Genomic DNA, 21,804 nt, shown 5'->3' with positions numbered 1-21,804 from the left:
TTAGATTTTTTTGTTTTCATTCACAACTCGAATGAAGATGTCATTCATACTGGGAATGATTTCGCTAAAGGAAACGATGTTTAAATAGGGGAGTAGTTGCGCCAATAACTCATTGGATGTAGAACCATTATTTAATTTTACGGTAAGAGTGTTGTGCTCAATTCCTTTTTGTTGCTCAACAATTTCAAAATCCGGATTCAGAACTTGCTCCAGTTTGTCAAATTCACCGGTGTAAGTTAGTTCATAGGTATTGGTTCTATACTTCTTTTTGATCTGATCAACCGGTCCGTCCAGTATTTTTTCTGATTTGTTGATCAGTGCAATGTGATCACAAATTTCTTCAACAGATCCCATATTGTGTGTCGAGAAAATGATGGTTGCCCCTTTGTCGCGAAGCTCCAGAATTTCTTTTTTAAGCAGATTGGCGTTGATCGGATCGAAACCACTAAATGGTTCGTCGAAGATCAGTAATTCGGGTTCATGCAGAATGGTAACAATAAATTGTATTTTTTGCTGCATTCCTTTCGAAAGTTCTTCTACTTTTTTGTCCCACCATTGAAGAATATCAAACTTGTCGAACCAGACTTTCAGCTTTTTTGTTGCTTCCTTTTGGTTCATTCCTTTCAACTGAGCCAGGTAAACAGCCTGTTCTCCAACCTTCATTTTTTTATACAAACCTCTTTCTTCAGGAAGATACCCAATTCGCGTGATATCATTGGGGACTAGAGGGTTGCCATTAAATAAAACCACTCCTGAGTCAGGGCCGGTTATTTGGTTTATAATTCGGATTAAGGTTGTTTTTCCTGCACCATTTGGTCCCAACAGACCGAAAATACTTCCTTTTGGAACGGAGATACTTACTTTGTTTAAAGCTTTGTGCCCTGCGTACTGTTTAACAATGTCTTTTGCTTCGAAAAATGCCATGTATATTTGGGTTTGGTGACACTAAAATTTCAATTGAAAACTAAAGTAATCAATTTAGAGAAATCCAACATATAAAATCGATGTAAAGAAGATTGGACAGGTTTTTAATTTGGTTTTGTACGATGTAATTTGCGGCGGATTGCTTTGATCAAAATAAGATAAATATTCGGATTAATCTGGGCTGGTTGTGTTTAACTCATAATTTCCTCTCTTCGGATAAGAAATTTTCCTGTTGATTATGGATGTTTCTCACTTGTAGAGTGAAATTTCCCCTTTAACACAGCAACTTGCCTATGGCGAAAGGAATATTCCCACACTGAGAGGGAATCATGCTGCTGATTCGGAGAAACTTGCCTGTTTGGGAGGGAAGCTTGCCTCTCCAGACAGAAAGCATGCCTTATCATATAGAATGATTGCTGAGGAAAGAGTGGTGCTGAACTCTCGAAGCAGGATACCTGCAACCTGAAGCAGGAAGTTTGTTGTTTTGTTCATGAATTTGCTCTTCGGGTTTGCAATTTGGACAGATGAAAAAAGAGATCACCCAGTATTGGACGATCTCTTTCTTTATGGATTCTATATCTTAATTCTTAATCGAAAAAGTTCTTTACTTTTTTGAAAAAGCTTTTTTCATGAGCAGTAGGCTTAGGAGTAAAGCTTTCAGAGGTTTGCAGTTTCTCTAAAGTTTTCTTTTCGTCTTTGGAAATGGAGTTCGGTATCCAAACATTAATTTTAACCAGTAAATCTCCTCGTCCGTAACCATTAATATCAGGCAGACCTTTGCCTCTTAAGCGAAGAATTTTCCCAGGTTGAGTACCTGCATCAATTTTCACTTTCACCTTGTTTTCAATCGTAGGAATCTCAACAGCAGTGCCTAAAATTGAATCAGGAATGCTAATAAACAGATTGTATAAAAGATCGTTTTCATCCCGAATTAATTCCGGATGCTCTTCTTCATGAACAAGAATTAATAAATCACCATTTACTCCACCCCGGCGTGCAGCATTTCCTCTTCCGCTAACCGACAGCTGCATTCCTTCTGCAACTCCGGCAGGAATATTAATTGTGATTACCTCTTCGTCCTGAACAATTCCTTCTCCGGCACAACTGGTACATTTATTTGTGATAATTTTTCCTTCACCACTGCAAGTCGGACAAGTGGAAGATGTTTGCATTTGTCCAAGTATTGTATTCTGGATACGTGTTACCTGACCAGAACCGTGACAGGTAGAACAAGTAGAAAATGATGATCCGTCTTTTGCTCCTGATCCATTACAGGATTTACATTCAACCTGTTTTTTAACCTTTATCTTCTTTTCAACACCTTCTGCAATTTCTTTCAATGTCAGCTTAACCTTAACTCTTAGGTTGCTGCCACGGTTTACTCTTCTTGAGCTCCGGCCTCCACCGCCAAATCCACCACCAAAGAAAGATCCGCCACCGCCGCCAAATATGTCGCCAAAGTGAGAGAAAATATCTTCCATGTTCATTCCACCACCACCGAAACCACCTCCGGCTGAACCGCTCATTCCCGAATGGCCAAATTGATCGTATCGCTGACGTTTTTCAGGATTACTTAAAACTTCATAAGCTTCTGCAGCCTCTTTAAAGTTTTCTTCAGCTTGCTTGTCATCCGGATTTTTATCGGGGTGAAACTGAATGGCTTTTTTACGGTATGCTTTTTTTAATTCGGCTTCCGAGGCTGACTTGGAAACTCCCAACACTTCATAATAATCTCTTTTCGACATCTTTTTCTCAGCTTAGATTTTGAATTTCCTTATTCTCCTACAACAACTTTGGCAAAACGAATTACCTTGTCGTGAAGGAAATATCCTTTTTCAACACAGTCAACAACTTTTCCTTTCAACTCCTTGGTTGGAGCAGGGATTTTAGTAATTGCCTCGTGGATGTCGGTATCAAAAGCCTGATTTACAGCTTCAATTTCTTTTACTCCATTTTGAGTAACAAATTCTTTGAAATTGCCATAAATCAAATGAACACCATCTTTTATCGCATCAATGTCTTTTGCTGCATCAATAGATTGTAAGGCGCGTTCGAAGTTATCCATAACAGGAAGAATATTGATAAGAATCTTTTCTCCGCCCGATTTGGTCAGTTCCATCTTCTCTTTTAAAGTTCTTTTACGGTAGTTGTCAAATTCAGCTGACAAACGTACATACTTGTCACTAATTTCCTGAAGTTGGATTGTTAATTCGGCAAGCTCGTCTGCTTTTTTTTCTTTCGAAGATTTCTTGGTTTTCTTCGTATCCTTATTTTCTTCAATCTTTGATTCTTCCTTTTCACAGGTCTCTTCTACTATTTGGTTTTCAGTAGTTTCTATATCTTTATCTTTCAATTCTTCTTTGTTTGATTTGCTTTTATCTTTTGTCATTTTTCAATGATTTTTATCGTTTTAGTTTTTATTACCCGGCAGTAAATACAAATAGTCTGCCAATGTGCTGTCTTCCGACAAATTGGCACAAAGATAGAATTTGTAATTATAAGTTGTTCAATTTTATCTTTTTTGCCGGATGAGAGAGTCTTGTTGTATGCTGTAATTATTAACCGGCAAGCCTTTATCTTGAGTTTTGGGTTCGGGATTTAAAAATAAGGCATTGTTCAAATAAATTGTTCGATATTCTTTTGGAAATCTTATATTTAGGTTTTGGGCTGTTAAATAAGAGTGCGATAATAACCGAAAATTTACAGGAATGAAAATTGTGATCGATAATGATGATTTTTGTATTCGAGTATACTCAAATGTAGCGTATCTAAAAGTTATGGGAATGCAGGATGAGGAGGCTGCTTATTTTTTTTCCAGTGCAATTGATCAAATGTTGGAAGAGTATTCTTACAAAGATCTGGCGTCTGTTTGTGATTTGAGAGATTTAATTATATCATCACCTGAAATAGCCCGGATAATAAATGATGCAATTCGTAAGCTCACCTATCAATTAAAGTTTGAATATAATGCTGTGATTGTTAGTCCTAAGTTTGGACAAATTGTAAGGGCGTATGTCTTTTCTTTTTATTTGAGGGATACAAATTTAAATACTCATGTGTTTAGTCGGGAGGATAAAGCGATTAAATGGATTGAAAGTAAAGGTTTCTGTGCTGAAGAGATTAAGATGTTTTTAATGAAATATCAGGAATGAAAAGAGGGTGTCCAAAAAGGTCAATCTTATTGTCATTCTGATCCCGATGAATCGGGACGAAGAATCTTTATCTTTGAATAACAGATGTTTCGACTTCGCTCAACAGGACATTTTCAAATAAAACTTTACTTTTTGGACACCCTCTTTTATATCTTTAAAGATTATTACTTTTTTTGGTAATACTGAAGAATTAATTCTAATTTCTCACCTCTTAGGTTTTTCGCTAAAATAATTCCATTTCCATCGATTAAGAAGTTGGAGGGGATAGAGTTAATACCAAATTTATTTGATGTTGGAGAGTGCCATCCCTTTAGTTCACTAACGTGATAATCCCAGTCAAGTTTATCTTTTGCTACTGCAGCTTTCCAGTTTGCTTGTTTGGTATCAAGAGAAAAACTATAAATTGTAAAGCCTTTCCCATTTTTAAAACTTGCGTCTTTAAATTTGTTGTATGCGTTTACAATTCTGGGGTTTTCTGCACGGCAAGGAGGGCACCATGAAGCCCAAAAATCGACTAAAACCAATTTGCCTTCCAGTGAGCTTAATTTTATGTCTTTTCCGGCTATTGATTTTGCTGTAATATCCGGTAATTTATCCCCAATTTTATAGCCTTCTTTTACATCTCTTCCTTCAGTAGTTTTTAAGGTTCCGGCAAAAGCGGATAAAGAAAAAAGAAAGGAGAATAATATCAAGCCTAATTTAATTTTTTTCATAACTCAAAATTTTAACTGTAACTAACAATTTCTATTTCTCTAAATTAATTAGATATCCTTATTTAAAATGTTAATAAATAGTTAATTACTGATTCTTTTAATGCTGGCACCAATTGCATTCAGTCGCAGGTCAATGTTTTCGTAACCTCTGTCTATCTGATCTATATTATGAATTGTACTTTTTCCATCGGCAGAAAGTGCGGCAATAAGAAGGGCAACACCTGCTCTAATATCCGGAGAAACCATTGTTGTTGGTCGTAAACCCTGTCTTTGATTTAAACCAATAACAGTAGCTCTGTGCGGATCGCAAAGAATGATTTGAGCTCCCATGTCAATTAGTTTATCCGTAAAGAACAAACGACTTTCGAACATTTTTTGGTGAATTAATACGCTTCCTTTAGCTTGAGTTGCTACCACAAGAAATACACTTAGTAAATCCGGAGTAAGTCCTGGCCAGGGAGCATCTGCAATCGTGAGAATTGAACCGTCAATAAAGGTTTCGATTTGATAATTTTCCTGCTTTGGAATGTAAATATCGTCGCCTCTTAATTCCATTTTTACACCTAAACGTTTAAATGCACCAGGAATCATCCCCAGTTCGTGATAGGCAACATCTTTTATTGTAATTTCGGATTTAGTCATTACCGCAAGTCCAATAAAACTGCCTATTTCAATCATATCCGGAAGTACTCTATGCTCACATCCGCATAAAGAAGTAACTCCTTCAATCGATAAAAGATTTGAACCAACACCACTTATTTTTGCACCCATCGATATCAGCATTTTACACAATTGCTGTATGTAAGGTTCACAGGCTGCGTTGTATATTGTTGTTGTACCTTTGGCCATTACTGCGGCCATAACAATGTTTGCAGTTCCTGTAACCGAAGCTTCGTCGAGGAGTAAATAGCAACCTTTTAATTCTTTGGCTTCAACACGATAGAAATTTTCATCCTGATTAAAATTGAATTTGGCACCTAATTTTTCAAAACCTAAAAAGTGTGTATCCAGACGTCTTCTTCCTATTTTATCTCCGCCCGGGCGAGGAATATATCCTTTGCCAAATCTTGCCAATAAAGGACCGATAATCATTATTGAACCCCTTAATGATGATCCCTTGCTTGCGAATTCAGGAGAATTTAAATAGTCAAGATTAATGTTTTTTGCTTCGAAAGAATAAGTGTTTTTAGATTCCTGATTAATCTTAACTCCAAGTTCCGACAGCAATTCAATTAACTTATTAACATCTAGTATGTTTGGTATATTATGGATGGTTACCTTTTCTTCAGTTAAAAGAGTGGCGCATAAAATCTGAAGGGCTTCATTTTTTGCCCCTTGCGGGGTTAATTCTCCCTTTAACGATTTACCTCCAATAATTTCGAAAGTGCTCATTGGCTGCTATTTTTGGTGTGTATAAAGGCTAAAGATAATTATAAAAAACGTTTGGGAAAGTGAAAGCAGACTGGTCTTGACATAAAAAAAACCGGTATGGAACCGGTTTTTGTTTTATGCTCTTGGTTTATTGAACTTTCGATGATCGTTTTTATTGTCGTTTCGATTATCAGTTCTTGGATTTTTTTTCTTTTTAATTTTCTGAACGAATTCCCTTTCTTTGACTTCGGCTAATTTTAATCGCTCAGGAATTTCAAGTTTCCCTTTTGATAATGCAACCAGATCTTTAAATATTTTCTCGTCAGGAACACTGTCTTTATTCCAGTTAAGGAATGATTTTTTCATGTGATTGGCAATCATTATTATGAGAGCATCTTTTTCCTTCGGATCTTCAAGTTCGATGGCTTTTGCAATTAAAACTTCTACCGTACGGCCATAATGGCGGTATTTTATTCTTTTAGTGCTGTAAGGCAATCGATCAGGTTTTTCAGCTAACTTTTCCCTTGTAGGAGCTTCGTAAGGCGAGTCGATGTCTAAATTAAAATCAGACATGATGGCTATATGATCCCACAGTTTGTGCCTAAAATCACTAACATCTCTAAGGTGAGGATACATATTTCCCATAATGGCAATAATACTTTTTACCACATGGTTTCTCTGAGCCCTGTCTTCAACAGTTAGGGCGTAATCTACCATTTTGTGAACATTTCGTCCATATTCAGGAAGAATTAGATGTTTCCTGCTTGAATTATAATCCATTTATTTTGTTGTTGTTTTAATCTGGTAATAACTTTTTTTATACGATAGGTAATTTGGCAAACTTGATAGAATGCAACGCAATAGCACAAAAAGAATGAAGATAGTTATAAGTACTACTGAAGAATCTAAGATTTCACTGGTTTTACTAAACGAAGTAGAAAAGAAGCTTTAATGAATTGTTTTTTATGAACTAAACAATTACAGAAAATCTTAGAACTCAAGGCAAATGTAACAGATTTCTTCTTTCAATACAAATAGTTAGCGCATTTATCCTACAATTTTAAGTTTTGCGAATTTTAGCAGTAACTGTTTTTGACCCACATTTTGAAAAAATACGGTTGCTTTGATGTTTGGTTTGCTTCCTTCCATTTGCAAAACTTTCCCTTTGCCAAAGCGCTGATGCTCTACAATCATACCTGATTGTATTTGTTCCGGATTGGAAGGGATGAAATTAGGATCATTAGCCTGACTACTACTTGTATTATTACGGATAATGGGTTGATTTAGTTTTGGTTTGGCAGAGAAACTTTGTTTTGCTTCGAATCTTTTTGGTTGACTTACGATTTCAGAATCGGTTCTGCTTTGGAAGTTTTCATTTCCGGCTCCGGAAAAATCGGGCTCCGATTCATATTGAAGATCCATAAATTTCTCATCAATTTCATTGATGAAACGACTTGGTCGCGGATAACTCATGTTTCCCCATTTGTATCTCGATTTGGCAAACGATAAGGTGACTTTTGTTTCGGCTCTGGTTAAAGCAACATAAAACAGCCTGCGCTCCTCTTCTAATTCCTGCTGCGTGCTGGTAGCCATCTGCGAAGGAAACAAATCTTCTTCCAACCCTACAATATGTAAATGCGAAAACTCCAGACCTTTTGCCGAGTGAATGGTCATTAAAGTCACTTTATTCCGATCTTCATCTTTATCCTTGTCCTGATCGGTTAACAGTGCAACATCTTCCAGATAATTGGCCAATTGCAATTCGTTGCCTTCTTCCAAAGAGTTTTGCGTAAATTCCTGAATCCCGTTTAACAGCTCCTGAATATTTTCATGTCGGGAGACTCCTTCAGGCGATCGGTCATTATAAAGATCCTGAATAATACCGGTTGTTTTTGCAATGTAGTTTGCCAGATCAATAGCCGTGTCTGTATCTTGTCTTTTCTGAAAATCAGTAATTAAAGCTGCAAATTTCATCAGTTTCGAGATGGTCCCGGAGTTGATTCCGTAGGGTCTTTGGTTCAGACCACAAATCACATCCCAAATACTGCACTCGTTTTGGGTGGCAGCATCCTGCAGTTTGCTAACGGTAGTATCTCCAATTCCTCTTTTAGGATAGTTAATCACCCTTTTGATTGCTTCTTCATCATTCGGATTTACCGTCATGCGGAAATAGGAAAGCAGATCCTTAATTTCTTTTCTCTGATAAAAGGAAAGTCCGCCATATATTTTATAGGGCAAATTTAGTTTGCGTAGTGATTCTTCAAAAATCCGCGATTGAGCATTTGTTCTGTATAGAATAGCAAAATCCTGATATTGAAGATGCTCGCGCATTCTTTCTTCGTAAATTGCATTGGCAACAATATACCCTTCTTCGTGATCGGTAAGTGCTTTAACAACTTTTATTTTTTCTCCTTCTTCGTTTTCCGAAAAAGATATTTTTTTTATCTGATCGCGGTTTTTGTGAATAACACTATTGGCGGCATTTACAATATTTTGTGTCGATCTGTAATTCTGCTCTAATTTATAAAGCTTGTAATTAGGATAGTCGTTTTTGAAATTGAGTATGTTTTCAATTTTCGCACCTCGAAAAGAATAGATACTCTGGGCATCATCACCAACAACACATACATTTTTATGATTTTCGGCAAGCTTTTTTACAATTAAATATTGAGAGTAATTGGTATCCTGATATTCATCAACCAAAACGTATTTAAATTTGTTTTGATACTTGGCTAAGATTTCTGGTTTGGATTTAAAAAGAATATTGGTCTGCAATAAAAGATCATCAAAATCCATTGCATTGGCTTGCCGGCACCGCTGACTGTATTTTTTGTAAATTTCAAAAATTAGCGGCCGGCGATTGCTCGAGTCAATTTTTTGAATGCCTGCGTTTTGAGCATAAGCATTTGCAGTAACCAAATTATTTTTAGCTGATGATATTCGGTTCAAAACTTCATTTGCCTTGTATACCTTATCATCAAGCTGCATTTCTCTTATAATAGCTCGAAGCAGATTGCGCGAATCCTGAGTATCGTAAATCGTAAAATTAGAATCAAAACCCAAATGCTCGGCTTCGTATCGTAATATTTTCGAAAATATAGAGTGAAAAGTTCCCATCCAAAGCGATTGAGACTGCTGTTGATCGACAAGATTCCCGATCCTTTCTTTCATTTCCCGTGCAGCTTTATTGGTAAAAGTTAAAGCTAAAATAGAGTAGGCAGGAATTTTCTGATTTAGAAGATGGGCAATCCGATAAGTTAACACCCTTGTTTTGCCCGACCCGGCTCCGGCAATAACCAGTGATGCTCCATTAATATTCTCAACGGCTTCTCGTTGTACCGGATTTAATTCATTTAAATATTCCATTCTATTTCTATCTTTCCAATTATTTCGAAGCTCAAAAATAATATTTGAACCGTAACTTTCGTCTTTTTTTTGAATATTACTCCATAATTAAATCCATAAAAAGCATTTAGTGTGAAGTAAACCAGGATTCTAAAAAGGTATTGTCAAGGGTCTTACTAAAGCCTTTTCTTGGTTCTGTTTATCTCTTAGTATGTATTTTGCAGATAAAGATAATTGTTTAATAATAGAAAAAACGGCTTAATTTTTTTAATATTGTAATTCCAGATATATCATAAAACTATTCATACATCACTATGAGAATTAAGTCCAACTTAATAGATTCGATGACAATTTTTCGCTGTTCACTTCTTGTGATATTTGCAATTTTGTCCAATCCGATTTTCTCGCAGATTACTGCACCAACAGCAACTTACAGCTCAGTAACTCAGTATGCGAGTTCACCACAGGATGATATTTTTGTCTTTTGTGACAATATAGGTGCCGGTGTTGGTGAATTAAAAGCAGTCTCTAATGATGGAACCTCAGGTTGGACTTTTACATGGACGAAATGGGATTCTAACACATCGGATTTTACTATTCCGGTAATCATTGAGAATAATCAGAGGGAGTCTATTCTTACAAATCTTGCTGATGGATTATATAGGGTAGTTGTTGAAAAAGGATTGGAAACATTCGAATATCAGGCTTGGGTATTGAATAATGCTAATACGAACCCAAGTTTAACACTTACTTTAATGGATTGTGTGGGACTGCATTTTGCAACATCATTTCTTCCGGTCGATTTAAGGTATAATGATATTCGATCAGGTAAGCCAAGTGATTGGAAAAGTGTTTTGGATGAAACTACTGATCGGGTTGTGAAATTTTCTATGCTGAGAAATTCGGAGGTGATTTTAAGTGCTGCTGAAAATTTAGGTGCGTTGCCCTATTTGCAAACAGACAAAAGTTTTATTGATTTGGAAGTCTTTGAAGGCGAGCGGTCATATGTTGTTCTTGTGCAAGATCAATACAATTGTGAATATGTATCAGATCCAATATCGACATCAACATATGTTGTAAAAGCGGAATTTACTGTTAAGCCAAAGGCTGGGGAAGCTCCTTTGGAAGTAGAGTTCACAAACGAGTCTGTGAATGCTGATGATTTTGAATGGTTCATTTATCAGGATTTTGATCGTATTGCAGATGCTGCCAATGTAGAGGATAGTCTTCTTGTTGATGGAATAATTACAGATGAGGGGCCTATTGCTTACACTTATTTGCATCCGGGAAATTATTTCGTAAAATTAATAGCTTCGTCAGAAAATGTGGATGGAACATGTATCGACGAATTTAATTTTAAAGCAGAAGGAACACCAATTGTAGTGGATACTTCTTTGGTGCAGGTGCCTAATGTGTTTACACCTAATGGAGATGGTAGGAATGATATTTTTAGAGTGAAATCGCAATCCTTAAAAAGTTTTAGTGGAACAATTATCAACAGATGGGGAAGGGTTGTGTTCTCGTGGAAAAACCCTGATGAAGGCTGGAATGGAAAAATCAATGGTAAATGGGCAACTCCGGGAACCTACTTTTATGTGATAACAGCAACGGGCAGAGAAGAACAAAAAAAGAAATATACTAAAAAAGGATCTTTTATGCTGATCAGAAAATAGGATGTTGAAATATAAATTATAAATAGAAAAAAGGCCTCATTCGAGGCCTTTTCTTTGTTATGCTTCAGCAGTTTCTTCTTGGTAGGCTGCTAAAAGTTCAACCTGAACTTCGTTTGGAACTTTTTCGTAGGTGTCAAATTTCATGGTGAATTGAGCTCGACCTCTGGTTAAAGAACTCAACGTAGTAGAGTATTTGTTCATTTCCTTTAAAGGTACCTTAGCCAGGATTTTTTGGAATCCTTTTTCAGCTTCCATTCCCATAATCATTGCCCGACGAGATTGTAAATCACTCATCACATCGCCCATTCGATCTTCAGGCACCAATACTTCAATATTATATATAGGTTCAAGTATTTTTGGCCCTGCATTTTTAAAGGCGGCGCTAAAAGCATGTCGGCCTGCTAATCTAAACGAAATTTCATTTGAATCAACCGCGTGCATCTTTCCATCATAAACAACCACACGGATATCCCTGGCATAAGATCCTGTAAGCGGGCCTTCATCCATTTTTTCCATTATTCCTTTCTGAATGGCCGGAAGGAACCGTGTGTCTATAGCACCACCAACAATACAGTTGCAGAACACTAATTTTCCACCCCAATTCAGTTTGGTAACTTCGGTACCACGTAGGTTTACTTTCATTTCTTTCCCATCGATCTTATACATTACAGGATCAGGCATCCCTTCAGTATATGGCTCAATAAGCATGTGTACTTCTCCAAATTGACCAGAACCTCCGGATTGCTTTTTATGGCGGTAATCTGCCTGGGCAAGTTTGGTGATTGTCTCTCTATAAGGAATCTTAGGAGTTAGGAACTCAATTTCCAGATGATCGTTGTGACTTAATCTCCATTTAAGTGTGTTCATATGGAATTCGCCCTGTCCGTGTAATATGATTTGCTTTAGTTCTTTTGAATATTCTATTGTTATAGTAGGGTCTTCTTCGTGCATTCTATGAAGAAGTTCTCCCAGTTTCTCATCATCAGCTTCATCTTTAGCTTTTACAGCGGTTCTGTACTTTGGTTCAGGAAATTGGATGTCCTTATATACAAAATCACAATCTTTACAATTTAATGTATGATTGTTTTTCGTGTTTTTCAATTTTACAGTTGCGCCTATGTCGCCTGCAACAAGCTCACTAACTCTCTCTCTGTTTCTACCTGCGATAATGTACAATTGAGAGACTCTCTCTTTTATATTGTTGTTTATATTGATTAAGTCGTCACCTTCTTTAATTCTTCCTGATATAACTTTAAAGTAACTTACTTCTCCAATGTGGGGCTCAATGGATGTTTTAAATACGAAAACTGAAGTTGGTGCATTAGGGTCGCATTTTGCTTCTCTTCCGCTTACTGTTGGTATGGCAGGCATTTCTGTTACAAATGGAACAATATTTCCAATAAATTCCATTAATCGTCTTACGCCCATATCTTTTTTGGCAGAAACACAGAAAACAGGAAAGAAATCACACGCGATCATTCCTTTCTTCATTCCGGTTCGCATTTCATCTTCTGTCAAAGTTCCTTTTTCAAAAAAAAGTTCCATCAAGTCTTCATCGTTTTCTGCGGCTGATTCAACAAGCTCGTTATGCAGTTCATTGGCTTTATCAATTTCAGAGTCCGGTATCGGAAGTATTTCCGGTTCCCCGCCGTCAGGACCCCATTGGTACATTTTCATTTTTAGTACATCAATAAGAGCATTAAAATTTACGCCAACGTTTACGGGATATTGTACGATTGAAACTTTACTGCCAAAATTAGTTTTGGCTGATTCAATGCATAGTTCAAAATTAGCTTTGTCATGATCGAGTTGATTAACAACAAATATCAATGGCTTATTTAAAGCTGCGGCTCTGCGGCCTATTATCTCTGTGCCAACTTCAACACCATTTAAAGCATTGATAAGCATTAAACCTGTATCAACAACGTTGAGGGCTGAAATTACTCCTCCGGAAAAATCATCTGCGCCGGGAGTATCTATAAAATTAATCTTCTTTCCTAACCACTCAGTGTAAAGAACTGTTGAAAAAACAGAGTTCTCATATTCGTGTTCTACAGGGTTGTAATCAGAAACGGTGTTATTATCTTCCACGTTTCCGCGTCTTGTAATAACACCGCCTTCAAATAACATTGCTTCAGCAAGGGTAGTTTTACCCGAGCCGGCATTGCCAATGAGGGCGATGTTTTTAATTTCATTTGATTGATACACTTTCATAATGGTATTTTTTTTTGGGTTTGAAAAAAAATGTATTTATTTTGGGTTTGAAGTTGATAAAACTTCATTTTTACTTATAAGGTTTTCTAAATTAATTAACTTTTTAGTTAGATACAATATACATTAAGGGATCTGCGGCATAAAAAATTGACATCCATAAATTTTGATCGTATTTTTAACTTTTACTCCTTGATTTTACTGGAAGACACGACTCTTTTTTTAATAAACTCAAACAGCTTATTTTTTTGATAGAGAATAACTTGTCTTTTCTAAAGGCTTTTCTTACCTTTGTGCGCTGATTTAAAGGGGTTTTATAAAATTACATGGCTGAATTGCTGATTTTATAAAATAAATAATACCTTTGCAAACCAAATTGTTAAAAATATTTAATTAAAAAAGTAATTGTTAATATGCCTACAATTCAACAGTTAGTTAGAAAAGGAAGAACCAAGCTTATCGATAAAAGCAAGGCTCCGGCATTGGATTCTTGTCCACAGAGGAGAGGGGTTTGTGTCCGTGTGTATACGACTACACCTAAGAAGCCTAACTCGGCTATGCGTAAAGTTGCCCGTGTTAGATTGACTAACGGAAAAGAAGTGAATGCTTACATTCCAGGAGAAGGACACAACTTACAGGAACACTCTATCGTTTTGATTAGAGGTGGTCGTGTGAAAGATCTTCCAGGGGTAAGATATCACCTTGTTCGTGGTGCTCTTGATGCTTCAGGGGTAGAAGGTCGTAAACAACGTCGTTCTAAGTATGGTACTAAGAGACCTAAAGCTAAAAAGTAATTAATTCTAGTTTTTAAAACTGTGAGTTAATGTTTATGTGTTGTTCTCTATTAAGTTGAGTAAATGATCGTGAGATTTTTGAAGACTGAACCAGGCAGCTACAACGGATAACTCGTAAACTAAGAGAAAATGAGAAAGTCAAGACCAAAAAAGAGAATCTTATTACCGGATCCAAAGTTTAATGATGTTTTGGTAACAAGATTTGTGAATGACTTAATGATTGATGGAAAGAAAAACCTTTCCTTTAAAGTGTTTTATGATGCTTTAGAAATCGTTAAAACGAAAACAGAAAAGCTGGAAAAATCTCCACTTGAGATTTGGAAAAAAGCTTTGGAAAACATTACTCCAGCAGTAGAGGTTAAGAGCCGACGCGTAGGTGGAGCAACTTTTCAAGTTCCTACAGAGATTCGTCCTGAAAGAAAAGTTTCAATCGCTATTAAAAGTATGATTCTTTTTGCACGCAAAAGATCTGGTAAATCTATGGCTGAAAAATTGTCTGCAGAAATTCTTGGTGGATACAATGAAGAAGGTGGAGCTTACAAGAAGAAAGAAGATACACATAGAATGGCTGAAGCTAACCGTGCTTTTGCTCACTTTAGATTTTAATAACTGTTAAGCGATTCTTAAAGAATATGGCAAAGAGAGATTTAAAATTCACCAGAAATATTGGTATCATGGCGCACATCGACGCCGGTAAAACAACGACTACTGAGCGTATTTTGTATTATACCGGAGTTTCTCACAAAATTGGTGAGGTGCATGATGGTGCAGCTACAATGGACTGGATGGAGCAAGAGCAAGAAAGAGGTATTACAATTACTTCTGCTGCAACTACCTGTTTTTGGAATTACGACAGCGAAAAGTATCAGGTTAATATTATTGATACTCCAGGTCACGTTGATTTTACCGTTGAGGTAGAGCGATCATTGCGTGTATTGGATGGAGCTGTTGCATGTTTTTGTGCAGTTGGTGGTGTTGAGGCACAATCAGAAACAGTTTGGAGACAAGCTGATAAATATAAAGTACCACGTATGGGTTTTGTAAATAAAATGGACCGTTCAGGTGCTGATTTTTACAAGGCTGTTCGTGAGGTAAGAGAGAAATTGGGAGCAAATCCAATTCCTGTTCAAATTCCTATCGGAACTGAAGAAAGTTTTAAAGGTGTGGTTGATTTGATCGCAATGAAAGCTGTTATTTGGTATGATGACGAGAACGGAACTAATTATACATTAGAGGATATTCCTGACTACTTAGTTGAAGAAGCTAATGAGTGGAGAGAAACACTTGTAGAGGCTGTTGCAGTGCATGATGAAGATATGATGGAGCGTTTCTTTGAAGATCCTGATTCTATTACTGAGCAGGAGCTTTTAAATGTGATTCGCAAAGCTACTATCGCTATGGACATTGTTCCAATGTTGTGTGGTTCGGCATTTAAAAATAAAGGTGTTCAGCGTTTGTTGGATGCTGTTATTACATTCTTGCCATCTCCTTTAGATGTTGATGCTATTGTTGGTAAAGTTCCGGGAACAGATGAAGTAGTTTCAAGACAACCTTCTGTTGACGAGCCTTTGGCTGCTTTGGCATTTAAAATTGCTACCGACCCATTTGTAGGTCGTTTGGCTTTTACTCGTTTGTATTCTGGATCTATTGATGCTGGTTCTTACGTTTATAATGTTAGAACAGGTAACAAAGAACGTATTTCGCGTTTATATCAAATGCACTCAAACAAGCAAAATGCGATTGATCGTGTAGAAGCTGGTGATATTTGTGCATGTGTTGGGTTTAAAGATATTAGAACTGGTGATACATTGTGTCAAAAAGAAACTTCAATCGAGCTTGAATCGATGGATTTTCCAGAGCCGGTAATCGGTATTGCTATTGAGCCTTTAACTCAGAAAGATCTTGATAAAATGGGTATGGCATTGGCTAAATTAGCTGAAGAAGATCCAACTTTCCATGTGAAAACTGACGAAGAATCAGGACAAACTGTTATTTCTGGTATGGGTGAACTTCACTTGGATATCATCGTTGACCGTTTGAAGCGTGAATTCAAAGTTGAGTGTAATCAAGGTGCGCCTCAGGTTGCATACAAAGAAGCAATTACCGGAACTGTTAATCACCGTCAGGTATTTAAGAAACAGTCTGGTGGTCGTGGTAAATTTGCTGATATTATTTTCAACTTGTCTCCAGTGGATGCTGATTTTGAAGGAGAAGGATTACAGTTTGTAGACAAAGTTAAAGGTGGTAATATCCCTAAGGAATTTATCCCATCTGTACAAAAAGGTTTCAAAGAAGCAATGAAGAATGGTGTGTTGGCAGGTTATACTGTTGATTCATTAAAGGTTGAATTGCTTGACGGATCTTTCCATCCAGTGGATTCTGATCAGCTTTCGTTCGAATTGGCCGCTAAGCAAGGATACAGAGAAGCTTGTAGTAAAGCGAAACCGGTACTTCTTGAGCCAATCATGAAAATTGAAGTTATCACACCAGAAGAATATATGGGTGATATCATTGGTGACTTGAATAAGCGTAGAGGTCAGATTGAAGGAATGGAGTCTAAGCATGGAGCACGTGTTGTTAATGCTACAGTACCATTGTCAGAGCAATTTGGATACGTTACTGTATTGAGAACCTTATCCTCTGGTCGAGCAAATTCTTCTATGGAATTTGATCATTTTGCTGAGGTGCCAAAAGGTATTGCAAAAGAAGTGGTTGAGAAAGCCAAGGGTAAAGTTGAATTACTATAGTTTTATCGTATAATATTAAATAATATGAGCCAAAAAATTAGAATTAAACTGAAATCTTACGATCACAACTTGGTTGATAACTCAGCTGAGAAAATCGTTAAGACAGTTAAGGCTACAGGTGCAGTAGTAAGTGGTCCTATTCCACTTCCAACTCACAAAAGAATTTTTACCGTTCTTCGTTCAACTTTCGTGAACAAGAAATCAAGAGAGCAGTTTCAACTTTCTTCATTCAAACGTCTGATTGATATTTACAGTTCTACTGCAAGTACAATTGATGCTCTAATGAAACTAGAGTTGCCTAGTGGAGTTGAAGTAGAGATTAAAGTTTGATAAACTGTTAGATTTATTTTTTAAAAAATAAAGAAAAATGCCAGGATTAATTGGAAAAAAAATCGGAATGACTTCCGTTTACAGTGCCGAGGGAAAAAATATTCCATGCACTGTCATTGAGGCAGGTCCATGTGTTGTAACCCAGATCAAAACTATTGAAACTGATGGTTACGAAGCACTTCAGTTGGCTTTCGACGAAAAGAAAGAAAAGCGAACAACGAAGGCGCTAGATGGGCACTTTAAAAAGGCAAATACAACCCCTAAGAAAAAACTTGTTGAATTCGGCGATTTCGGAGCTGAGTACAAGTTAGGAGATGTTATTACAATTGATATTATCGAGGAGTCTACTTTTGTAGATATCACAGGTATATCAAAAGGTAAAGGTTTTCAAGGGGTAGTGAAACGTCATGGTTTTGGCGGAGTAGGAGGACAGACACACGGTCAGCATAACCGTTTGCGTGCTCCAGGTTCTATTGGTGCTGCATCTTACCCAGCTCGCGTATTTAAAGGCATGAGAATGGCCGGACGTATGGGTGGGGACACTGTGAAGGTGGAAAACCTTCAGGTTCTTAAGGTTATTCCTGAGAACAACTTATTATTAGTTAAAGGATCTCTTCCAGGGTCTAAAGGTTCATACGTAATTATTGAAAAGTAATGGAATTAACTATTTTAAATAAATCTGGAGAAGATACAGGCAGAAAAATTGAGTTGAACGACTCGGTTTTTGCAATTGAACCAAACGAACACGCTATTTACCTAGATGTTAAGCAATATTTAGCTAACCAACGTCAGGGAACTCACAAATCGAAAGAAAGAGCTGAGATCTCAGGTAGTACTAAGAAAATAAAGAAACAAAAAGGTACTGGTACAGCTCGTGCGGGTAGCATTAAATCGCCTGTGTTCAGAGGGGGAGGACGAGTATTCGGTCCACGTCCAAGAAACTATAGTTTCAAATTGAATAAGAAATTAAAGCAATTAGCTCGTCGTTCAGCTTTAAGTTTAAAAGCTCAAAATGATGGTTTGTTAATTATCGAAGATTTCAATTTTGAAGCTGTTAAGACAAAAAGTTTTGTTGAACTTCAAAAAAACCTGAAAGTATCTGATAAAAAAGTACTTTTGGTGTTAGCCGAAGACAATAAAAACATATATTTGTCTTCTCGTAATTTGAAGAATGTTGAAGTTGTACGTGTTTCTGATCTTGCAACTTACGATATTATGAAAGCTTCAGCTTTGTTATTTGTAGAGAGCTCCGTAAAAGGGCTCGATGAAATGTTTAAACTAAATTAAGTTTAAAAGATGGAAATTTTAATCAAACCGATCGTTACCGAGAAGATGACAGCCCAAAGCGAAAAATTAAATTGCTTTGGATTTGTCGTGGATCGCAGAGCGAAGAAGATCGAAATTAAAAAGGCAATTGAATCAATGTACAACGTTAAGGTAGCGGCAGTCAATACCATGAATTATCAAGGTAAGAAGAAGAGCCGTTTTACTAAAGCTGGTGCAATTGAAGGAAGAACTGCTTCTTTTAAGAAAGCGATCGTTACTTTAGTTGATGGGGATAAAATAGATTTTTATAGCAATATTTAATTAGAAAATGGCTGTACGTAAATTAAGACCTGTAACTCCTGGTCAAAGGCATAAGATTCTTAACACCTTTGAGCAGGTTACTACAGACAAACCTGAAAAATCATTGTTAAGACCAATGAAAAAAACCGGTGGTAGAAATAACTCCGGTAAGATGACAATGAGATATATAGGTGGTGGTCACAAAAGAAGATATCGAGTTATTGATTTCAAAAGAGACAAAGATGGCGTTCCTGCCAAAGTGGTTTCGATTGAGTACGATCCAAACCGTACTGCGCGCATAGCTTTGCTTGTGTATGCAGATGGTGAGAAACGTTACATCGTCGCACCAAATGGATTGGAAGTTGGTCAGTCTTTGCTTTCTGGAAATAAAATAGCTCCTGAAATCGGAAATTCAATGCCATTATCTGATATCCCATTAGGTACAATAATTCATAATATTGAATTAAGACCCTCTCAAGGTGCAGTGATGGCTCGTAGCGCTGGTGCATATGCCCAACTCGTAGCACGAGATGGTAAGTATGCATCTATCAAATTGCCTTCTAGTGAAGTTAGAATGATTCTTGTAACCTGTAAGGCTACTATCGGAACTGTTTCTAATACTGACCATGCGTTAGAAAGAAGTGGTAAAGCCGGACGTACTCGTTGGTTGGGAAGAAGACCTAGAGTTCGTGGTGTGGTAATGAATCCAGTAGATCACCCAATGGGTGGTGGTGAAGGTAAATCTTCAGGTGGACATCCACGTTCTAGAACAGGTGTTTTAGCAAAAGGTTTCAAAACCAGAGCTAAAAAGAATGCTTCTAATAAGTATATTGTTGAAAGAAGGAAAAAATAATTTGATAATTAGATTGTTATGAGTCGTTCATTAAAAAAAGGACCTTTTATCGATTTCAAGCTGGAAAGACGAGTGTTGGGACAAAACGAATCAGGGAAAAAAACAGTTGTTAAAACCTGGTCAAGACGTTCAATGATCTCTCCGGATTTCGTAGGTCATACGATCGCCGTGCACAACGGAAACAAATTCATTCCTGTTTATGTTACTGAAAACATGGTAGGACATAAATTAGGTGAATTTGCACCAACTCGTACTTTTAGAGGACATGCTGACAAGAAAAAAAGATAAGCATGTCATTGGTTTTAATTAACATTTTGAATTTGTAAAAATGGGTGCAAGAAAAAGAATAAAAGCAAACCAAATAAAGGAGGAAAACAAGAGCAAAGCATTTGCTAGCTTGAGAAATGTTCCTACTTCACCTCGCAAAATGAGACTGGTTACCGATATGGTAAGAGGTATGGAGGTGAACCGAGCTTTAGATGTACTTCGTTTCAGTCCGAAGGAGGCATCAAATCGCGTAGAAAAACTATTGCTTTCAGCTATTGCCAATTGGCAGGCTAAGAATGAAGGGCAAAGAATTGAGGAAAGCGCATTATACGTTAAAGAAATTAGCGTAGATTCAGCGAGAATCCTTAAACGTTTAAGACCTGCCCCTCAGGGAAGAGCACATAGAATAAAGAAGAGATCAAATCATGTAACTATATTGTTGGGCAGCAAAACAGCTGAAGCCGATAGTACTAAACAATAGTTAGAATGGGACAAAAAGTAAATCCAATCGGAAATAGACTAGGAATCATCAGAGGATGGGATTCTAACTGGTTTGGCGGAAAAAACTACGGCGATAAGCTTGTTGAAGATACCAAAATTAGAAAATACCTAAATGCTCGTTTAGCAAAAGCAAGTATTTCTAAAATCATCATCGAAAGAACTCTAAAGTTGATCACTATTACTGTTAACACTGCACGTCCGGGTATTATTATCGGAAAAGGTGGTCAGGAAGTTGATAAGCTGAAAGAAGAGTTGAAGAAGATTACTGACAAAGAGGTACAAATTAACATCTTTGAAATTAAGCGTCCGGAAATGGATGCCGTAATCGTTGCTAATAACATTGCTCGTCAAATTGAAGGTCGTATCGCCTATCGTCGTGCAATTAAGATGGCTATTGCTTCTACTATGAGAATGGGTGCAGAGGGAATAAAAATACAGATTTCTGGTCGTTTGAACGGTGCTGAAATGGCTCGTTCAGAAATGTACAAAGAAGGACGTACACCGTTGCACACCTTAAGAGCTGATATCGATTATTGTTTAGCCGAAGCTTTAACAACTTACGGTTTGCTAGGTATCAAAGTTTGGATCTGTAAAGGTGAAGTTTACGGTAAGCGTGACTTAACCCCTAACGCAGGAATGCGTGATGGAAGAGCTCCAAAAGGAAAAGGTGGTTTTAATAGAAGAAAAAAGAAGTAGTCTTTAAATTTTAAAGAATTAGTACGATGTTACAACCAAAAAGGACAAAATTTAGGAGACAACAAAAGGGACGAATCAAAGGCAATGCCGGTCGCGGTACTGAATTAGCATTCGGATCTTTTGGGATCAAATCACTTGAAACTAAGTGGATCACTGGTCGTCAAATTGAAGCTGCTCGTGTGGCAGTAACCCGATATATGCAAAGACAAGGTCAAATCTGGATTAGAATTTTTCCAGATAAACCAATCACTAAGAAACCTGCTGAGGTTCGTATGGGTAAAGGTAAAGGTTCACCAGAAGGATTCGTTGCTCCTGTATCGCCAGGAAGAATGTTATTCGAATGCGAAGGGGTACCTTTCGAAGTTGCTAAAGAAGCACTACGTTTAGCAGCTCAAAAATTACCTGTAACTACCAAATTTGTCGTAAGACGTGATTATGTTGAAAATTCAAATGATTAATCATGAAGAATTCAGAAATTAAAGAGTTAACAACACCGGAAATAGTAGAAAAGGTAGATCTTGAAAGATCTACATTAACTCGATTCAAGCTAAATCACGCTATTTCACCTTTGGAAAATCCTTTGCAAATAAAGGTAACCCGACGTAACATTGCTAGACTTGTAACTGAGTTGCGTCACAGGCAATTAACTGATAAGTAAAAA

General features: G+C 37.0%; 23 protein-coding genes. 15 read left to right on the top strand and 8 right to left on the bottom strand.

Annotated elements, in window-relative coordinates; all coding sequences use genetic code 11:
- The 3 genes from ACHZAX_RS16755 to ACHZAX_RS16745 form a co-directional block, all read right to left on the bottom strand.
- Complete coding sequence (locus ACHZAX_RS16755; RefSeq protein WP_320019902.1) at positions 1–924, bottom strand: ABC transporter ATP-binding protein; 924 nt, start codon at positions 922–924, stop codon at positions 1–3.
- A 587-nt stretch (positions 925–1,511) separates the two neighbouring features.
- Positions 1,512–2,669, bottom strand: coding sequence for a molecular chaperone DnaJ (gene dnaJ / locus ACHZAX_RS16750; protein ID WP_101308144.1), 1,158 nt, complete (start codon positions 2,667–2,669; stop codon positions 1,512–1,514).
- A 29-nt stretch (positions 2,670–2,698) separates the two neighbouring features.
- Positions 2,699–3,313, bottom strand: coding sequence for a nucleotide exchange factor GrpE (locus ACHZAX_RS16745; RefSeq protein ID WP_101308145.1), 615 nt, complete (start codon positions 3,311–3,313; stop codon positions 2,699–2,701).
- Between the two features lie 319 nt (positions 3,314–3,632).
- On the opposite strand from ACHZAX_RS16745, the gene ACHZAX_RS16740 reads away from it, so the two are divergent.
- The gene (locus ACHZAX_RS16740; protein WP_320019901.1) at positions 3,633–4,076 is read left to right on the top strand and encodes a hypothetical protein; all 444 of its coding nucleotides are present in this window, start codon (positions 3,633–3,635) and stop codon (positions 4,074–4,076) included.
- Between the two features lie 164 nt (positions 4,077–4,240).
- On the opposite strand, the gene ACHZAX_RS16735 is transcribed toward ACHZAX_RS16740, so the two are convergent.
- From ACHZAX_RS16735 to ACHZAX_RS16720, 4 genes are all read right to left on the bottom strand, one after another.
- The gene (locus ACHZAX_RS16735) at positions 4,241–4,789 is read right to left on the bottom strand and encodes a peroxiredoxin family protein (protein ID WP_320019900.1); all 549 of its coding nucleotides are present in this window, start codon (positions 4,787–4,789) and stop codon (positions 4,241–4,243) included.
- A gap of 81 nt (positions 4,790–4,870) precedes the next feature.
- Complete coding sequence (gene murA, locus ACHZAX_RS16730) at positions 4,871–6,181, bottom strand: UDP-N-acetylglucosamine 1-carboxyvinyltransferase (protein ID WP_320019899.1); 1,311 nt, start codon at positions 6,179–6,181, stop codon at positions 4,871–4,873.
- Between the two features lie 114 nt (positions 6,182–6,295).
- The gene (locus tag ACHZAX_RS16725) at positions 6,296–6,940 is read right to left on the bottom strand and encodes a DUF4290 domain-containing protein (RefSeq protein ID WP_320019898.1); all 645 of its coding nucleotides are present in this window, start codon (positions 6,938–6,940) and stop codon (positions 6,296–6,298) included.
- A gap of 267 nt (positions 6,941–7,207) precedes the next feature.
- Positions 7,208–9,526, bottom strand: coding sequence for an ATP-dependent helicase (locus ACHZAX_RS16720; RefSeq protein WP_320019897.1), 2,319 nt, complete (start codon positions 9,524–9,526; stop codon positions 7,208–7,210).
- A gap of 323 nt (positions 9,527–9,849) precedes the next feature.
- Between ACHZAX_RS16720 and ACHZAX_RS16715 the strand changes: the two genes are divergently transcribed.
- Positions 9,850–11,178, top strand: a complete 1,329-nt coding sequence (locus ACHZAX_RS16715; RefSeq protein WP_320019896.1) for a gliding motility-associated C-terminal domain-containing protein — start codon at positions 9,850–9,852, stop codon at positions 11,176–11,178.
- A gap of 57 nt (positions 11,179–11,235) precedes the next feature.
- Here the strand turns inward: ACHZAX_RS16715 and ACHZAX_RS16710 are convergent, their stop codons facing one another.
- Complete coding sequence (locus ACHZAX_RS16710) at positions 11,236–13,392, bottom strand: elongation factor G (RefSeq protein WP_101308152.1); 2,157 nt, start codon at positions 13,390–13,392, stop codon at positions 11,236–11,238.
- A gap of 410 nt (positions 13,393–13,802) precedes the next feature.
- Here ACHZAX_RS16710 and rpsL point away from each other — a divergent pair, with 410 nt between their 5' ends.
- The 13 genes from rpsL (at position 13,803) to rpmC (ending at position 21,801) form a co-directional block, all read left to right on the top strand.
- Positions 13,803–14,183, top strand: a complete 381-nt coding sequence (rpsL, locus tag ACHZAX_RS16705) for a 30S ribosomal protein S12 (protein WP_101259654.1) — start codon at positions 13,803–13,805, stop codon at positions 14,181–14,183.
- Between the two features lie 129 nt (positions 14,184–14,312).
- On the top strand, positions 14,313–14,789 hold the full coding sequence (gene rpsG, locus ACHZAX_RS16700) for a 30S ribosomal protein S7 (RefSeq protein ID WP_101308153.1): 477 nt from the start codon (positions 14,313–14,315) through the stop codon (positions 14,787–14,789).
- Positions 14,790–14,815: 26 nt separating this feature from the next.
- Positions 14,816–16,930, top strand: a complete 2,115-nt coding sequence (gene fusA / locus ACHZAX_RS16695; protein ID WP_320019895.1) for an elongation factor G — start codon at positions 14,816–14,818, stop codon at positions 16,928–16,930.
- A gap of 24 nt (positions 16,931–16,954) precedes the next feature.
- The gene (gene rpsJ / locus ACHZAX_RS16690; protein WP_096428449.1) at positions 16,955–17,260 is read left to right on the top strand and encodes a 30S ribosomal protein S10; all 306 of its coding nucleotides are present in this window, start codon (positions 16,955–16,957) and stop codon (positions 17,258–17,260) included.
- A gap of 37 nt (positions 17,261–17,297) precedes the next feature.
- Entirely contained in the window at positions 17,298–17,915 is a 618-nt protein-coding gene (rplC, locus tag ACHZAX_RS16685; protein ID WP_320019894.1) for a 50S ribosomal protein L3, read from the top strand.
- Positions 17,915–18,547: a 50S ribosomal protein L4 gene (gene rplD, locus ACHZAX_RS16680; protein ID WP_101308156.1), complete on the top strand. Its 633-nt coding sequence runs from the start codon at positions 17,915–17,917 to the stop codon at positions 18,545–18,547. The genes rplC and rplD overlap by 1 nt, the downstream gene beginning before the upstream one ends.
- Positions 18,548–18,556: 9 nt before the next feature.
- Positions 18,557–18,847 (top strand): 50S ribosomal protein L23, encoded by a 291-nt coding sequence (rplW, locus tag ACHZAX_RS16675; protein WP_101308157.1) that lies wholly within the window; start codon positions 18,557–18,559, stop codon positions 18,845–18,847.
- A 7-nt stretch (positions 18,848–18,854) separates the two neighbouring features.
- Positions 18,855–19,679 (top strand): 50S ribosomal protein L2, encoded by an 825-nt coding sequence (rplB, locus tag ACHZAX_RS16670; protein ID WP_101308158.1) that lies wholly within the window; start codon positions 18,855–18,857, stop codon positions 19,677–19,679.
- Positions 19,680–19,697: 18 nt separating this feature from the next.
- Positions 19,698–19,967, top strand: coding sequence for a 30S ribosomal protein S19 (rpsS, locus tag ACHZAX_RS16665; RefSeq protein ID WP_101308159.1), 270 nt, complete (start codon positions 19,698–19,700; stop codon positions 19,965–19,967).
- A gap of 40 nt (positions 19,968–20,007) precedes the next feature.
- Positions 20,008–20,427: a 50S ribosomal protein L22 gene (gene rplV, locus ACHZAX_RS16660; protein WP_101259646.1), complete on the top strand. Its 420-nt coding sequence runs from the start codon at positions 20,008–20,010 to the stop codon at positions 20,425–20,427.
- 5 nt (positions 20,428–20,432) lie between these two features.
- Complete coding sequence (gene rpsC, locus ACHZAX_RS16655) at positions 20,433–21,143, top strand: 30S ribosomal protein S3 (protein WP_101308160.1); 711 nt, start codon at positions 20,433–20,435, stop codon at positions 21,141–21,143.
- A gap of 26 nt (positions 21,144–21,169) precedes the next feature.
- A complete protein-coding gene (rplP, locus tag ACHZAX_RS16650; RefSeq protein WP_101308161.1) occupies positions 21,170–21,601 on the top strand; it encodes a 50S ribosomal protein L16 in 432 nt (143 codons plus the stop codon).
- A 2-nt stretch (positions 21,602–21,603) separates the two neighbouring features.
- Positions 21,604–21,801: a 50S ribosomal protein L29 gene (rpmC, locus tag ACHZAX_RS16645; protein WP_101308162.1), complete on the top strand. Its 198-nt coding sequence runs from the start codon at positions 21,604–21,606 to the stop codon at positions 21,799–21,801.
- Positions 21,802–21,804: the final 3 nt, after the last annotated feature.

Origin of the sequence: Labilibaculum manganireducens, from assembly GCF_963665805.2 — a bacterium.
GTDB lineage: Bacteria > Bacteroidota > Bacteroidia > Bacteroidales > Marinifilaceae > Labilibaculum > Labilibaculum manganireducens.
Note: the sequence above shows the minus strand (reverse complement) of the source record. Positions and strands in the feature narration are given on the sequence as shown.